General features: G+C 40.1%; 11 protein-coding genes. 4 read left to right on the plus strand and 7 right to left on the minus strand.

Annotated elements, in window-relative coordinates; translation table 11 throughout:
- Positions 1-55: 55 nt before the first annotated feature.
- Complete coding sequence (locus ACZFYI_RS05370) at positions 56-892, minus strand: copper resistance protein NlpE N-terminal domain-containing protein (protein ID WP_462523093.1); 837 nt, start codon at positions 890-892, stop codon at positions 56-58.
- A gap of 44 nt (positions 893-936) precedes the next feature.
- Complete coding sequence (locus tag ACZFYI_RS05375; RefSeq protein ID WP_462523094.1) at positions 937-2610, minus strand: formate--tetrahydrofolate ligase; 1674 nt, start codon at positions 2608-2610, stop codon at positions 937-939.
- Between the two features lie 158 nt (positions 2611-2768).
- Here ACZFYI_RS05375 and ACZFYI_RS05380 point away from each other — a divergent pair, with 158 nt between their 5' ends.
- Both ACZFYI_RS05380 and ACZFYI_RS05385 read left to right on the plus strand, forming a co-directional pair.
- Positions 2769-3140 carry a BlaI/MecI/CopY family transcriptional regulator gene (locus ACZFYI_RS05380; RefSeq protein WP_462523095.1) on the plus strand — a complete coding sequence of 124 codons (372 nt, stop codon included), beginning with the start codon at positions 2769-2771 and terminating at the stop codon, positions 3138-3140.
- Positions 3137-4825, plus strand: coding sequence for a M56 family metallopeptidase (locus tag ACZFYI_RS05385; RefSeq protein WP_462523096.1), 1689 nt, complete (start codon positions 3137-3139; stop codon positions 4823-4825). Before ACZFYI_RS05380 ends, ACZFYI_RS05385 begins: the two co-directional genes overlap by 4 nt.
- A 70-nt stretch (positions 4826-4895) precedes the next feature.
- Here ACZFYI_RS05385 and ACZFYI_RS05390 read toward each other — a convergent pair whose 3' ends face one another.
- From ACZFYI_RS05390 to ACZFYI_RS05410, 5 genes are all read right to left on the minus strand, one after another.
- Positions 4896-6434, minus strand: coding sequence for a S1 family peptidase (locus tag ACZFYI_RS05390; protein ID WP_462523097.1), 1539 nt, complete (start codon positions 6432-6434; stop codon positions 4896-4898).
- Positions 6434-7309: a hypothetical protein gene (locus ACZFYI_RS05395; RefSeq protein WP_462523098.1), complete on the minus strand. Its 876-nt coding sequence runs from the start codon at positions 7307-7309 to the stop codon at positions 6434-6436. The genes ACZFYI_RS05390 and ACZFYI_RS05395 overlap by 1 nt, the downstream gene beginning before the upstream one ends.
- Before the next feature lie 349 nt (positions 7310-7658).
- Complete coding sequence (locus tag ACZFYI_RS05400; protein ID WP_462523099.1) at positions 7659-8780, minus strand: endo-1,4-beta-xylanase; 1122 nt, start codon at positions 8778-8780, stop codon at positions 7659-7661.
- Between the two features lie 11 nt (positions 8781-8791).
- Positions 8792-10939 (minus strand): alpha-glucuronidase family glycosyl hydrolase, encoded by a 2148-nt coding sequence (locus ACZFYI_RS05405; RefSeq protein WP_462523100.1) that lies wholly within the window; start codon positions 10937-10939, stop codon positions 8792-8794.
- 129 nt (positions 10940-11068) lie between these two features.
- On the minus strand, positions 11069-12571 hold the full coding sequence (locus ACZFYI_RS05410; protein ID WP_462523101.1) for a phytoene desaturase family protein: 1503 nt from the start codon (positions 12569-12571) through the stop codon (positions 11069-11071).
- Between the two features lie 614 nt (positions 12572-13185).
- Here ACZFYI_RS05410 and ACZFYI_RS05415 point away from each other — a divergent pair.
- Both ACZFYI_RS05415 and ACZFYI_RS05420 read left to right on the plus strand, forming a co-directional pair.
- A complete protein-coding gene (locus tag ACZFYI_RS05415) occupies positions 13186-14829 on the plus strand; it encodes a sodium/sugar symporter (protein ID WP_462523102.1) in 1644 nt (547 codons plus the stop codon).
- Positions 14830-14841: 12 nt separating this feature from the next.
- A partial coding sequence (locus ACZFYI_RS05420) for a xylulokinase (protein ID WP_462523103.1) occupies positions 14842-16309 on the plus strand: 1468 nt, incomplete at its 3' end.

Below are 16309 nucleotides of genomic sequence, written 5' to 3' on the forward strand. Positions count from 1 at the left end.
TTTCTAAAAATAAAAAAAAACACGTTTTTAAATAAACAAAAAAAAAGTTACCAACTCATTCATTTTTAGTGTTTTTGTTCCTTTTCTCAGGTTTTTCTATTGAAAACCTTGCCAATGGATCCATTTTTGCTTTTTGGATAGAAAGGGTGCTGTCGCTTACACTATAATTATCTGCCTGACTTAAAATCTCCAAAAAGGCCTTTTCCAATTCCATATCTGGACAAGCCATCATGGTCGAGGCTGCATTCCCAAAAGATAGATTTCCCCCTTCGAAAAGTTCATAAGATCCAAAGAAGTTATTGCAGGATCCGTTTCCATGAAATGTTGAAGTTTCCATTTCAAACTGTATAAATGCAACTTTCATACTTTCCTTGATTGATACTGTTTTGCCTTGAAGTTCTGTTAAAACCCATTTTTTATCTTCCAATCTCGGGTCAGTTAGATTTTTTGGGAGCCTGTATTTTTCTGACAATTCTCCGGTGATCTTATTTCCGTCTTTGTCTAGGTGCAACAATACATTTTCTCCAACTAGGTACATTTGACTTTGTTGATTTTCACCGGACAATGTGATTTTTGATCCGCTATCACTCCACTGAAATGTCCCCTCATCAGAGAAAAACCCATCATCCTTACCAATATACTTCAAAACTCTTGTGTAGGTTCCTTCAGATTTTAATGTGATGGTGGTTTCTATTCCTTCGCAATCTCCACAGGGCAAGGTGCCTTTGTATACTCCTTTCCAATCCAGGCTGTTTTGGCTATTGTCGCCCAAAGCAACTGAAGAGGGGGATAAAGCCAATGATTCTGCCTGTTCAGGTTTTTTGTCCGAACTGCAAGAAACCGAAAAAGCTATTACGAGTGCCACAAATAGAAATCCAAAATGATTTTTCATAATTCCGGTTTTTGATTTTTAATGAAATTCTAAAAAAGGGAGGTTTAAAACAATCCGGTAATGTTTCCATCTGCGTCAATATCAATACTTTCTGCTGCTGGTTTGGAAGGAAGTCCGGGCATTCTCATAATAGTTCCTGCTATAGGAATAATGAAACCGGCACCTGCGGCAATGTCAAATTCACGAATTTTTATGGTGAAACCGGATGGTCTGTTCGTAAGCTTGGGATCATCGGAAAGTGAATATTGAGTTTTGGCGATACAGACAGGCAATTTATCAAGTCCGATTTTTTTGAATAGCTTGATTTGCTGTTTGGCTTTGACACTATATTCCACTTCAGCAGCACCGTAGATTTTTCGGGCTATGATTTCTATTTTTTGCTCAATGTCCCATTCAAAATGGTACAATGGTGTGAAATTGCTTTTTCCTGAATCGGCGGCTTCTTTGACTGCCTTGGCAAGATCGATGGCTCCTTCTCCTCCTTTTTCCCATGCTTCGCAAAGTGAGACTTTTACTCCCAATTTTTCACATCGGTCTATGACCACCTGGATTTCTTCCTCCGAATCCGTGGCAAATTTATTGATAGCTACCACAGGAACGAGCATGAAATGCCGCATGTTTTCAATATGCTTTTCAAGGTTTGGGAGACCGAAGGCAACTGCTTCAGCATTTGGGTTTTTCAATTCCGGAAAAGGTATGCCTGAGTGGCTCTTTAAAGCCCTGATCGTTGCCACAATTACAACGGCATCAGGTTTAAGATTTCCGTATTGGCATTTCAAATCCAAGAATTTCTCCCCTCCGAGATCTGAAGCGAAGCCCGCTTCTGTCACTACATAATCAGCCAATGAAAGCCCCATTTTAGTAGCAATGATGGAATTGGATCCTTGGGCGATGTTTGCAAAAGGTCCTCCATGGATGATGGCAGGATTACCTTCTATGGTCTGGACAAGATTTGGCATGATGGCATGCTTCAAAAGTGCTGTCATAGCGCCTTGGGCTTTGAGCTGATGCGCCCTGACAGGTTCATCATCAAAAGTGTATCCAATGATAATATTCCCAAGCTTTGATTTCAGGTCCATCAGGTCATTGGAAAGGCATAAAGCTGCCATGACTTCCGAGGCTGCTGTAATGTCAAACCCGGACTCTCTCGGTACCCCCTGTGCGGAACCTCCGAGCCCGATCACAATATCTCTTAAGGCACGCTCATTCATGTCCATGACCCTTTTCCAGATTATCTTCCTAGGATCAATGTTTAGGGAGTTTTTTTGATTGTGAATATGGTTGTCCACTAGAGCTGACAAAAGATTGTGTGCTTTTTCGACAGCAGCAAAATCACCAGTAAAGTGGAGGTTGATGGATTCCATCGGCAATACTTGTGCATAGCCACCACCTGCTGCACCACCTTTCATTCCAAAGACAGGCCCTAAAGATGGTTCACGGAGTACGACTGCCGTTTTTACTCCGATTTTGTTGAGACCTTCTGCCAATCCAATACTAGCGGTAGTTTTGCCTTCTCCAGCTAAAGTAGGAGTGATGGCTGTTACCAAAATCAGTTTTTTACCTTTTATTTTGGATTCTTCTATTAGCTTGAGAGGTAGTTTGGCTACATATTTTCCATAGGGGCGAAGATCGTCTTCTTGGATTTCAAGCTTGGCGGCAATTTGGGAGATTGGACGCATTTTGGATGCGTGCGCAATTTCCAGGTCGGATAAGTGCATGGTTATTTTTTTTGGGTTGGTCTAAAAATAGGTATTTTCTGCTAACCTGAAAGTGACTTTTGGCAGGTTGGTGGATAATTTTAGCAATTTTTTTTGGTAGATTATAAACTTTTCTTTTTTATTCTATATTTGTAGAATAACCTCTAGAAATATAGAACATGAACCTGTCCAACGGTGAAGAACAATTGATGAATTTAATCTGGCTAAAAGGAAAAGCATTCATGAAGGATCTTTTGGAATCCTTCCCTGAGCCAAAACCTGCTGCTACTACTGTTGCTACCCTTCTCAAAAGACTGTCTGACAAAGGGGCAATAGGATACACGGTATATGGTAATTCGAGAGAATATTACCCGCTCATTCAGAAGAAGGCCTATTTTTCGACCAAAGTTAATGAGTTGGTAAAAAACTTCTTCAATGATTCCCCTTCTCAGTTTGCTTCATTTTTCACGCAAGAAACTGACATGTCCCAAAAGGAATTGGAGTCTTTGAAAAAAATCATTGAGGATCAAATAAAAAATAAAATAGTATGATTTTATTTCTCATCAAATCAGGTATTTGCCTTGCAGCCTTGTTGCTGTTTTACCATTTGGTACTGAGGAAGGAGAATATGTTTTCCTTCAACAGGTATTTCCTTTTGGGCAGTATGGTTTTTTCTCTCTTGGTGCCTGTTCTAACTTTTCCTTCATTTTTTCCTTCTATCGATGGATCAGGACAAAAGGTGTTGGTAGAATTTCAGAAGGTATTTTTAGAGAATGACATTCAGTATCCTAATGAAGAATCCAGGGTTTTGGATCCAAAAGTTGTCAAACCTATGGAAAAATCGAGCTCTGTGGATTGGTATTGGATTTTGGGATTGGTTTACATGCTTGGGGTTTTGTTTTTTTTGATGCGGTTTATATTTCAAATCATGGGCTTAGCCAAATTGATCAGAAATGGGTCAGTCGTCGACAAAGAGAAGTATAAATTGGTTCAGGTTAGCCAAGAAACTCTGCCGTTTACTTTTCTCAATTACCTTTTTGTAAATGAAATAACCTATTTGAGATCAGGGATAGAGCCCGCGATTCTTAAGCATGAATTGACCCATATCAGGGAAAAGCATAGCCTAGATATTCTTTTTGTGGAGGTTTTAAAAATCATTTTCTGGTTTAATCCGCTTTTTCTTTTATACAAAAAAGCAATCCAGCTTAATCATGAGTTTTTGGCTGATAGAGCAGTTATTGCCGGTTCCTTGGAGGTTTTTCAGTACCAAAAACTATTGATCTCCAAGGTTCTCGGAGAGGAGTTTGTGTATAACCTAAGCAGTCCGATCAATTATTCGGTGACAAAAAACAGGCTGATCATGATGAGAAAACACACATCAAAACGAAAATCCTTATTCCTCAAAGTTGGCTTGATACCGGTACTTACGCTTTTGTTAGGTGCATTCAGCCAATCCGCTGCAAATCAAGAGAAGACTTTTTCACTTACCCATTTCTTTGTGAAGGATTTTGAAACCTACATCAGTGAGGCATTAAGTGAGAAATCAGATTTTGTATTGGAGCTGGAAAAATTAGACATTCTAGGAGCAAAGGCAGTGTATTTGATGTTGACTGAGGAAGAAAAATCAAGATATACGGAGTTCCCAATTTTGGAAGATGAGGCTTTGTCAGAACTATTGAAACTTCAAAAAGCAAAAGACAGCATTAAAGTCAGGATAAATTTTTCAAGCCCTCCTGAAAAAATGAGCATATCCGAAGAGGTATGGGACAATTGGTTAAAGTCTAAAAACTTAGAAGTTATTCTAGATGAAAAAGAAGAAGACGCTTCCATACTTCTAAATTACTCACCGGAGGATTTTGCTTTGTTTGAGGTGAGGGGAGTTGAGAAAAAGAAATTTCTTAAACCTGAAAAATTTAGACTGACCCTCACTACCCACGATCATTTCCAAGATAAGTTTATCACCTCAAGGAAAAAGATAAATACTATCAGTGCCGCATATCCAAATGGTGATATAGCCGAAATTCCCTATTATATGAGATATGTCCTCATGAATTCAAATGGGGAATTGGAAGAGTATTATCCTGAAAACTACCTGCAAAGGGCACTTGAAGCGATTTTAACCCATGAATTCGAAAATTCTCCAAGCACAAAAGTCATCTATGACGTCAGAAAAAGTTTTTTAATCCATGTCACAAGAAACGGACAAAAAGAAATGGTTGCGATTTCTTACAATTGATCTCAAGTAACTTGAATATGCCAGAGTTTAGTCTTTTTCAGGCTAAATGAGTCTTGTTTGAATTCAAAGATCAATAGGAAAATGTCGTCAAGTGAGTCGCTGAGAATGTCTTGAATACTTTGGCCATATATTCACAATGTGCTCCATATATTCCGGGATTGTTACAATCAAGTCCGTCCATTTCTTGAACAAGTACAATAAACTCAGCAGGAATAGGGATGGTGGCTATAGAAAAAAATGTCTTTTCGCTTGACATCAAAACGGTCATATATACATAAACGACATATGTTAGGCCATCCTGCCCTTTGATTCCCTCATTAGCAGTGGAAAGAACCCAAGCGATTTTGCGATCAGGTCCAAAATCAAGCGAGTAGGAATATTCTTCATCTATCTCAAATCCACTTAGGCCAAATCTTTCTGCAAAGTTTGAATTGATAATATCACCTACAGCAGTAAGTAATTCTCCAAAATCTGTAGTTGAAAAATCATCCTTTAATCCGTAATGGTAAATATTCATCCCGTCTTCAATTCCTGACGTTACTTCAAATGCCTCTTCTTCATTGTTGTATATAAGGTACTCTTCTTCAGGAATGGCTAAAATCACACCATTATTGATATCTTCGAATATATTAAATCGCATGGCTTCATAATTCAATGTAATTTTTATATCCCCTTCCAATTCGTCTGCAAATTTCATGAGGTTTTCAGGGTCATCAGAAGTTTCTACCATTTCTATCAGCGACCTGTTTTTGGTGGGATAAAATTCAAAATCATCTGCCTCAATGACTTCCGCAGAAGTAGTCTTTAGTAATTTCTCTTCTACTATTTCAACATTTTCTGAAGCAGTTTCTATTCTCACATCGGCTGAAAATAATTGGGTCAATGTTTCGAAATTTGCAGGGAGAGTAGCAACAGTTGAATTTTCAAGTTCGGTTATGTATTTGGCCGGAATGATCCAACTGACATTGCTTGCTCCTTTTTCCAACCCTCCATCTCCGACTCCGATCAACCTTCCTTGGGCATCAAAAACCGGGGCACCGGAAAATCCGGGTAAGAGACTTCCTTCTAGGTAAAGAATATTGAGATCCAAAGCCGGAAATCCAATTTTCGCCAACGCAGCCCGGTCCTTGTTTGGAATCAGATAGTCCAATGTTTCAGGACTGATACTTCCTTTTTTTAAAATTCTAGAAGAAGCTCCCTTTGCGCCACTATTATAACCAAATGCAAAAACCTCCGACCTCCATTTAATGGGACCAACATGGAAATTATTGATTGGGGCCACTCCGATTGGAACAGCAGGTTCACCGGGTAACACCTCAAGTAAAACCAAGTCTGCCTTTTGAAAAACTTTTTTGATTTTGACTTTCCGCCATGCCTCATTCATGTAAAGGACCTTAATACTTCCGGTCTTACTCATTCCATGGAGTGAAGTCACGACCTGGTTTGGATTCTTCCAAACAAAACCGGTCAAAACTTTGGATTCCTTGTCACTGACTGTTACTACTACCCGCACAAGTGAGTTTTTGATTTGTTCGGGATCAAACTCCTGTCCATTTGAAATCAAAGAAATGGACATATATAAAAGGAGAAAAATTGCAGCTTTTTTCATTACTCAAAAACTTTAAGTATGGCTTTATATATTTGCAGTCTTTCGTCTTCTGAAAACTGACTCTGAGCATTCGAAACGAGGTTCTTCCAGTTTTCACCGGAAGCTGAAATCTGATTTTCCATTTCTTCAAGTGAACTGTTTGGATTGATGGCTTTGATTTTTTCTGTATTTGATATCTGATAAGCTTCGGAAGAAGCAGAATTGCAGAAACTGTCACGGACCATCAACAATGATTTTCCGGTGAGTTCCTCTGAGAGTTCACTTTGAAAAGTATCTGCAAACTTTCTCCAGATTCCTTCTGTAGTCCTGAAGGTATTGACCATTTCAGATACCGGGGTTTCAGCCGTCATGTAATACAAGACATCACAGTCCGATGAATTGACAATTGTGGAATACAATAAGCTTGCCTCTCTCTGTGCTTTGGAAGTATCGGAATTTATAAATCCCATGATCAGGTTTCTGGCTTCTTCTTCCGAAAACCCAATGGATTTATATTCCTCCATTTTGTCTTTGAGGGTAGGAGCAAAAGGATTGTTTGCCCTGAGGTAAAGACCGAAAATGATCCCCACTACGGTAAAAAGTCCAAATGAACCAATCCTAAGGCTTTTGACAGGATCCAAGTATTTCTCATTCAAGCCTATCAGTACGGCTAATAAAGAAGAAACTGTGGCGATTACCCCGCTGACGACGGGAGACAAGGTGGTGGATAATAAAATCCCCAATAAAAGACCAATACCGAGCCCGTTAAATATTGCCGAAAAAGCATTCATACCGGTCATTTTCTTTGGTTCTCCGCTATCTCCTCCCGTGACAAGTTGGGTTCCTGACTGGATGGTTTCGATTATCGAACCTACTTTTGAGTCATTTTCTTTCATGAATATTTTCAATAAAATGGGAAAGTAAAAAAAGAGCTGAATTTAAAATCAAGGCTTGCACCCGCAGTTTCCATTTTTTCGGAATGGAGGGAGAATCAATTTATTACTTGTAATATAATTGGTCTTAATAGTTGGCTAAACTACTCTTGGATAAAATCAATCGTTATAATTAACGATACTTGTATATCCAAAAAATCAGAATAAAATTTGATTTTTCCTAACATTAGAAAAAAGAAATACAATGTTTTATCGTAGAAGGTTTATATTTTGATGCTGAATTGATAAGTGGCCGACAAGAAATTACTCTGAAAATCATGCCATAACCTCAATTAAAATTATTTGATAATCCTTACTTGTTTTTTTCTGGAGATACTGACTTTGATATTTCTTCCAATACATCTGATTTTTCATCATAGTTTCTGTCAAAAAGCAAAGGGTATGCGGTTCTTCCTCTCATCGGCCAATTATTTAGCCAACTGCCGCCATCATGGATTCCCCAGAAGGTTATCCTGGTGATTTTATCTCTGTGCTTGTGAAAAAGGGCGAATAATTCCCCATAACGTTTGGCGAGCTTTTCTTGAATTTCCTGTGGTAGACCATCCTTATATGGATTGTATTTGTCATCTGAAGAAAAAGTTGCGTCTATGTCAGCACCGGACCTGTTGGCGGGATTGGGTAGGACATCTATGTCCAATTCTGTAAACATCACTTTAAAGCCGGCCTCAGAAATCGCGATAATGGAAGCCTCAATCTGCTCAATACTGGGGGATTCAAGCCCATAGTGTCCCTGCATGCCAATGCCATCAATCCGGATTCCTTCAGCGCGGAGTTCCTTTGCCAATGCAATGGCTGTGTTCCTTTTTTCAGGTTTCCACATGTTGTAGTCATTGTAATACAATTCTGCTTCAGGATCCATTTGGTTGGCTTTAACAAAAGCCCTTTTGATAAAGTCTTTTCCTGCCGCATTGTACCATTTGGAAGTTCTCATTTTGCCATCATCAAAAATGGCTTCATTGACTACATCCCAACCATTGACTTTACCTTTGTACCTGCCGACTACTGCTTCAATATGGTCCTCCATTCTCTTGATAAGGGCATCTTTTTCCAAGAGATTTTTATCTGCATCTTCAAAAACCCAATCCGGGGTTTGATTGTGCCACACCAAAGTATGTCCTACAATGAAAGCTTCTAATTTCTCTCCCAAGGCCACAAACTTATCCGCAGGGTCAAAATTGTATTTATCAGGTTCGGGGTGAATAGGACCCCATTTCATCAGATTCTCTCCTGTGATGCTGTTAAAATGCTTTTCCAAAACAATCATTGCTTTCGTCTCCTGACCGTTGACTTGTCTGTAATTAAGTGCTGCCCCGATATTGAAGGATTCCTTGAAGACCTCCTTCATTCCGTTTTGCGCAAAAGAAGAAAACTGAATAAAAATCAGGAAGATCGAAATTGGGAGGATTTGTTTCATGGAAATATTGATTAAATGCCGGGTACAAAATTTCTTTTAAAATTCAGGTAGTAGTCAAGGTCATGCTTTGGTTTCTCCACTCCTGTAGGAAGGGGCATTTTAGAAAATTGCTGAAAATAAAGCAGACAGGAATCTCTCCACCATACTGCCTCAGAGACCTGAATCCTAAAAAATGAACTGATATGCTCGAATCTTTGCTCGTCAATTTTCCCTTCCAGACCAGCCCATTGATTTTGCATCCATCTGGCTCCTTCTACGCCTTTTTGATACCGCAGGGCCATTTCATTCCACAAAGTATTGCCTGTCTTCAGTTTTTTGTCCCAAGAAACTCTATGAAACCATAGCAAATAATCCAAAGAAATAGAATCAGCATCACCCCAAGCCGTTTTCCATTCCGAGGCATATTGTGCCAAAGCATTGCTGCCTTTTTCCGTTCTATCAAATCCTATCCCTTCCTCTGAGGCTTTGTGGTAATAAGTAGCAGTCCAATCTTCGCGGCCGCCGCCTGTCACCCAAGGTCCGGGTCCCCAATGATGACTTCTCGCCATGATATGGTGCAGTCCCAAAGGCGTCATATAATTGACAAGGATTTTATGGGATTTTAGCATGATCTCTTTTGAGGTTTCTACAAAATCTTTATCATTGGTAAATGTCATCTCTAACCAATCCTCAGCTATTTCTTCGATGTTGCTATCAGGATTCCAGGCGAGTTTCCCAAAGGCGTACCAATCTGCCTGTGCAGTCTGATGCCCTGTCCAGTTCCGGTCCGTCCCAATATTGGCTACACCGGCAATCCCCGTAAGCTGATACCCATGAAGGCTTCCATCGATGACTTTGCTGACAGTGCTTCCTTTTCCTTTTGCATAGGTATCAGATTGGAGAACTTCCTCCCACATGTTTGCTAGATTTACCCAATGGGTTTCCTGCCCTAAATATTCCTTGGTAATCTGAAATTCCATCATCAAGGGAGTTTCAGGCATGGCGCCAAATAAGGGATGAAAAGGTTCTCTTGGCTGAAAATCGAGAGGACCGTTTTTGACTTGCACAATGACATTGTCCCTGAATTTCCCATCCAAAGGCTTGAATTCATCATAAGCCTGCTTGATTCTGTCTGTAGGGGTCTTTTCATTATACACAAATGCCCGCCACATGACTATTCCGCCAAATGGCTTGACAGCATCCGCGAGCATATTGGCGCCATCGGCTTGGGTACGTCCATAATTGTGTGGTCCGGGCTGTCCTTCAGAATCGGCTTTGACCAAAAATCCACCAAAATCAGGGATGTAGGTATATATTTCTTCTGTTTTCTTTTTCCACCAGGCCTGCACTTCAGGATCCAAAGGATCGGCCGTAGGCAGACTATCCAATATCATCGGGGCGTTAAACCTTGCCGTGAGGTAGATTTTGATACCATAAGGCCTAAAAGCATCAGCTATGGCTGCGGATTTCTCCAAATATTCAGGAGTCAGTACCAAGGCATTGGCATTCACATTGGTGATCGAAGTGCCGTTGATGCCGATAGAGGCGTTTGCCCGGGCATAGTCTATGTATTGTTGGTCGATATGCATGGGAAGCCGGTGCCAGTTCCAGATGCTGAAGCCGGCATATCCTCTTTCTACCGTCCTGTTAAGGTTATCCCAATGGTTGAGAAGCCTTTTCTGGATTTTTGGATTTTCTAAGCGGTCAAGGTTTTCCAGTTTTTCCCTTGTCTGTATGGCTTTCAAAAAAGCAAAAGTGCCATACAATAAACCTATATCTGATTTGGCTGTGATGATGACTTTTCCCTGATGGGATTTGAGCCAATAGCCTTCTTCTTTGATTTCGGCGAGTTTGGGACCAAGATTGCTTTTCATTTCCTCAGACAAATCCTCTGATTTGATAATCCAAGTGAGGTTTGAACCTGTTGTTTTTGAAAAACCCGGCTGTATCTGATTCGCAAAAAATCCTTCTGATGCGATTTCCAATTCTTTTTGTATGACAGCAAGGGTAGGGGAAGAACCTGGTATAGTGATGTGTTCCAGGTAATCTCTGTAATAATCGCTGACGGATTTATTTTCAAATGGAATATATTGAAGCCAGAGTTTGTATCCGTCGTTTGCAAGTGAAACACTTACCCATAGGAAAAAAAGGAGTGAGGCTGCTGCTTTTTTGGTTTTCATTATAGCTAAATAGGTTCGATGGAAAGTTCAAAATGTAAGCTAAATAAATTCCAATAAAAGAGTATTGCAATCTTGATAAGCGGAATTCATTTTCGCTTATTTTGAACAAAATTGGACCTAATTGACTATTTATTCTGTCTCAAATATTTTTTCTTCTGCTTTGCAAATTTGCAGGATGGCATCCCGGCCTGAATAGGCGGCAGGTGGCAAACCACCCCCAGTGGCTACCCAGTGACCTGCCATATAAAATCCCTTAAGGTTGTCAAAATGGTTTGAGATTTTGGTTTTGGTGGAATTTGGTGTCGGTAGCCAACCTTTGTAACTTCCATTGTGGTTTCCTGTCCAGGTCTCAAATGTGATCGGAGTGCTGATATCCAAGAAATCGACATATTCTGAAATTCCGGGAAATTCACGCTCCAGATTTTTGAGCAATTCCTTTTCTATACGGGACTTTTCCTCCCGATAAGGTTTTTCTCCTTTTTGACTGAGTTTTTTCCAAAACTCAAAATCAGTGTCAATAATGGCAGTGACCAAGGTTTTGCCTTTTGCTGCAATGCTAGGATCAAAATTGTAAATCTGAAAGGTTACCCTTTCATGTACATGATTTCCTACTTGAAGATTTTTGTCCAATTTGATATTGAATCCAATGATGGAAGGCTCTACTTCTTCAAAAGTCCAATTGAATCCTGCTGAAAAATATACAAGAGAGGGAAACGTTTCTAAAGTCCTGTATGCATCCAAAGTTGCTTCATCAAAGTGGCCCGGCCCAAGTAATTTGAACAAAACAGTGTGTCCGTCGCAGGCAGAAATGACAAAATCAGAAAGATGGGAAATGGAATCTTCAGTTTGGATTCCAACGGCCCTGTTTTTCTCAATGATAATCTTTTTGACTTTTTGTCCCAACTCCAATTTTCCCCCAAGGTCAATAAACTTTTTGGTCAGCTTCTCTATAAATTTTCCTGAACCCCCGATAGGATAACCCGCTATTCTGTTTGCAGCATAACTCATCTGCAAAAGCATAAAGCTCATAGACATGTCAGGAGACCATAAGTTTTCAAAAGCTTTTTGAATGATTTTGGATTTGAATTTTTTGGAAAAATCCCTGACAGACATGCTGTTATATTTTCCCAAGGCAGTCACAGCCGGCATATTGTCCATGAAGACCTTGCTCCAATCCCATGCATGTAGCAAGCCAAAAGCCCTGTCCATTGTAAAATTGGCATCAGAAAGAAACTTTATATTGTGGATCAAATCTTCAATCAACCTTGCATCAGCAGGAGAAATAGATAGTAATTGTTGTTGCAGTTTATTGGGGTCAGTGTAAAAATGAACATCAACCCCCTCAATGTTTTTAAACTCAATAAAGCTGTTGTGATAATGGAAATCAAGGTTTTCCAAGATTCCCAATTCCTTCCACATCTCGTAGAAATCAATTCCCGGTGCTGAACCCACCAGCCAATGTATCGAGCCATTCACTTGGTATCCGGCTTTTTCCCAAGAAGTGCAAACTCCTCCGGTTTTTTTTCCCATTTCAAAAATGGTAACCTCAAAACCGTTTATTCTCCCATAAATTCCGGCAGCGAGGCCAGCGACTCCGCCACCAATAATGCTGATTTTTTTTGAATCTTTCATGGTATTTTGATTTAGGTAAAAAGGATAAAAAGTTGTGGTGGGGGAGCTTTTCTTAAAGTTAAAGGGAATTAATCTTAGTAAAAATTATATGCGACAAAATATCCTGATTAACCAGGTTATATTTATTGTGGATGAGAAGAAATTACAAATTTTGTATAGATTAAAACCATTTGGAAGGGATGGGTATTAAACCTATGTCTTTTATTTTTTTAATTTCAGGAAGATTTGAAAATCCAACCGGAATTGTGCTGTGATTACATATTCTTTTTGAAAAACATCAAAGATGAATGAAGGCGTTGTCCTTGAAATCAAAAAATGAGTTTCGCAAATCTCAAAACTGGATCTCAATGTTGCTTTTTGTTGCGAGCTGAAGTAGATTAATTTTCAAAGCGCAGGAGCCTTTCCAAATTATCTTAGCGTTTAATGGGATTTTTTAAAATGGAAAAATTATTGAAGGCGTTATGTTTTACACCTTTAGAACACATTTGATTTAAATATAAAAACAGTAGTCAGATTACTTGAAAACATTATATTTGAAAATAATTCGGTTGAAAAATGAAATTATCTTTCGCAATCGATAACGAAACAAAATCAATTACAATAAACCATAACCTATGTTATTAGAACCCTTAGACCTCGCCGTATTCATCGGATACTGTTTACTGATTGTTGGTATGGGCCTTTTCGTTTCGAGAGAAAAGAAAGGCCATATAAAAGACTCAAAAGACTACTTTTTGGCTTCCAAGGCTTTACCTTGGTGGGCTGTCGGTGCCTCGCTAATCGCATCCAATATTTCAGCAGAGCAATTTATCGGGATGTCAGGATCTGGATTTGCATTGGGATTGGCTATATCCACTTACGAATGGATGGCTGCGGCTACGCTTTTGGTAGTCGCGATATTTTTCCTGCCGGTCTATATCAAAAAAGGCATTTATACCATGCCGGGATTTTTGCTTGACAGGTATGATACTAGAGTAAGGACCACAATGGCGATTTTCTGGTTGCTATTGTATGTATTTGTCAACCTGACATCAGTGCTTTATCTAGGTGCTTTGAGTTTGAATACCATATTGAATGTTCCCATGACTTATGGGATTATAGGTTTGGCGCTTTTTGCAATGATTTATTCCATATATGGGGGATTGAAAGCTGTGGCTTGGACTGATGTGGTTCAGGTGGTCTTTTTGATTGCAGGAGGTTTGGCTACGACTTACATCGCCCTTCAGATTGTGGGAGGCGGAGATGCTTGGGATGGTTTGAGTTTGTTGAGAAAAGAAGTGCCTGGACATTTTTCTATGATTTTATCCAAAGGTGAAATGATGATTTCTGATGGAAAAGGCGGGATGAGAGATGCATATTTGGATTTGCCTGGCATCAGTGTTTTGGTAGGAGGTATGTGGATTACTAACCTGAGTTATTGGGGATTCAACCAATACATCACCCAAAGAGCCTTGGCTGCTAAGAATCTTGATGAAGCCCAAAAAGGAATGATTTTCGCAGGATTCTTGAAATTGTTGATGCCTTTGATTGTTGTTATTCCTGGAATTGCCGCTTGGGTGATTGTAAAAAATGGAATTGACGTAGATTTCATTGCTTCCATGAATGACCCTGTTACAGGATTGATCAAATCCGATAGGGCATATCCAACGCTTCTACAAATTTTACCGGTTGGTTTAAAGGGGCTTGCCTTTGCAGCTTTGACAGCAGCGATTGTTTCATCTTTGGCTTCGATGGCAAATAGTACATCCACGATCTTTACGATGGATATCTACAGGCAATATATTGACAAAGATGCCTCCGAAACCAAGCAGGTGAGAGTGGGTAGAATGGCAGCTTTGATTGCTTTTGTGGTTGCTGCTATTGTAGCGCCTGCTTTGGGCTCTTTGGATCAGGCATTTCAGTTTATTCAGGAGTATACAGGGTTCGTTTCTCCCGGCGTGTTTGCCATATTCTTTTTTGGGGTTTTCTGGAAAAAAACCACATCAAATGCCGCACTGACAGCAGCGATTTTGACCATTCCTTTGTCTACTGCTTTGAAGTTTGGCATGCCCAACCTGCCATTCCTTGATAGGATGGGTGTCGTATTCCTTGTAATTTCAGCTTTGATTATTGCGATCAGTTTGTATGAAGGCAAAGGGAAAGACCATCCAAACGGCATTGATATCAACAAGGAGCTTTTCAGGACAAGTACTACTTTCAAAATCGGAGCTATCCTTATTTCAGGCATTACCGCAGCACTTTACATCATATTCTGGTAGAATTTAGCAAGTATGAGAAGATTATTGATTGGATACGATATCGGGAGTTCTTCGGTCAAAGCCACTCTTTTGGATGCAGATACCGGTAAAGTCGTAGCAAGCGAAGGCCTGCCTAAAGTTGAAATGACTATCTCCGCACCACAAAAGGATTGGGCCGAACAGGATCCGGACATGTGGTGGAAGTATATTATTGATACAACTCATGCCATCGTCAAGGGAGGAAATATCCAAAAGGGAGAACTGAAAGCAATCGGAATTTCCTATCAGATGCATGGCTTGGTTTGTGTAGATAAAAATGGAAAAGTAATCCGCCCATCTATTATTTGGTGTGACAGCAGGGCTGTTGGGATCGGGAACAAAGCCTTTGAGGAATTGGGAGAAGATTATTGCCTTCCCCATTTGTTGAATTCCCCGGGAAACTTCACAGCTTCCAAACTCAAATGGGTAAAGGAAAATGAGCCTGAGCTATTTGCCCAAATCCATAAAATCATGCTTCCGGGTGATTATATCGCCATGAAACTAAGCGGGGAAATAAAAACTTCGGAGACAGGTTTGTCCGAAGGGATTTTCTGGGATTTTCAATCCAATGGTTTGTCCAAAAAGCTATTGGATTACTACGGGATAGATGAGTCCCTGATTGCGGATGTAGTACCTTCTTTTTCCGTTCAGGGTAAAGTCAATGCAAAAGCAGCAGGAATTTTGGGAATTGAAGCCGGTGTTCCGATTACTTATCGGGCAGGCGACCAACCCAACAATGCTTTTTCTCTCAATGTGTTGGAGGAAGGGGAATTGGCAACTACTGCGGGAACCAGCGGCACTGTTTATGGTGTAAGTACACAAGCGGTATATGACCCAAAATCCAGAGTAAATACCTTTGTGCATGTCAACCACAAGAAAGACAACCCAAAATATGGAGTCTTGCTTTGTGTCAATGGTACAGGGATTTTGAATTCCTGGCTCAAAAAACTTCTGGGAGGTGAAAGCATTTCCTATCCTGAAATGAACGATTTGGCAGCGCAGGTTCCGATAGGTTCTGAAGGTTTGAAGTTTATTCCTTTTGGTAACGGTGTGGAAAGAATCATGGAAAACAAATCCGTGGATGCACATCTTTCGGGAATCAACCTGCTCAAGCATGACAGAAGACATGTGCTTAGGGCAGGTCAGGAAGGAATAGTGGCTTCTTTGACTTATGGTTTCAATATCATGAAAGACATGGGGCTGAACCTTAATACAGTCAAAGCAGGAAGGGCAAATATGTTTCTCAGTCCATTGTTCAGAGAGGCATTTGTCAATATGAACGGAGTCACTTTGGAACTTTATGACACCGACGGTTCCCAAGGGGCAGCCCGAGGTGCGGGAATAGGTGCAGGGATTTATTCCTCTCCCAAGGAAGCTTTTGAAGGTCTTGAAAAGTTGGCTTCTCTTGAACCTGACAACTCGTTGGCCGGTGCATATAAAGAAGCCTATGAAAGTTGGCTGG

Source organism: Aquiflexum sp. (assembly GCF_977115555.1).

Coding starts and splice junctions, on each gene's coding strand:
- ACZFYI_RS05370 (WP_462523093.1), bottom strand. CDS start 892: ATGAAAAATCATTTTGGATTTCTATTTGTGGCACTCGTAATAGCTTTT.
- ACZFYI_RS05375 (WP_462523094.1), bottom strand. CDS start 2,610: ATGCACTTATCCGACCTGGAAATTGCGCACGCATCCAAAATGCGTCCA.
- ACZFYI_RS05380 (WP_462523095.1), top strand. CDS start 2,769: ATGAACCTGTCCAACGGTGAAGAACAATTGATGAATTTAATCTGGCTA.
- ACZFYI_RS05385 (WP_462523096.1), top strand. CDS start 3,137: ATGATTTTATTTCTCATCAAATCAGGTATTTGCCTTGCAGCCTTGTTG.
- ACZFYI_RS05390 (WP_462523097.1), bottom strand. CDS start 6,434: ATGAAAAAAGCTGCAATTTTTCTCCTTTTATATATGTCCATTTCTTTG.
- ACZFYI_RS05395 (WP_462523098.1), bottom strand. CDS start 7,309: ATGAAAGAAAATGACTCAAAAGTAGGTTCGATAATCGAAACCATCCAG.
- ACZFYI_RS05400 (WP_462523099.1), bottom strand. CDS start 8,780: ATGAAACAAATCCTCCCAATTTCGATCTTCCTGATTTTTATTCAGTTT.
- ACZFYI_RS05405 (WP_462523100.1), bottom strand. CDS start 10,939: ATGAAAACCAAAAAAGCAGCAGCCTCACTCCTTTTTTTCCTATGGGTA.
- ACZFYI_RS05410 (WP_462523101.1), bottom strand. CDS start 12,571: ATGAAAGATTCAAAAAAAATCAGCATTATTGGTGGCGGAGTCGCTGGC.
- ACZFYI_RS05415 (WP_462523102.1), top strand. CDS start 13,186: ATGTTATTAGAACCCTTAGACCTCGCCGTATTCATCGGATACTGTTTA.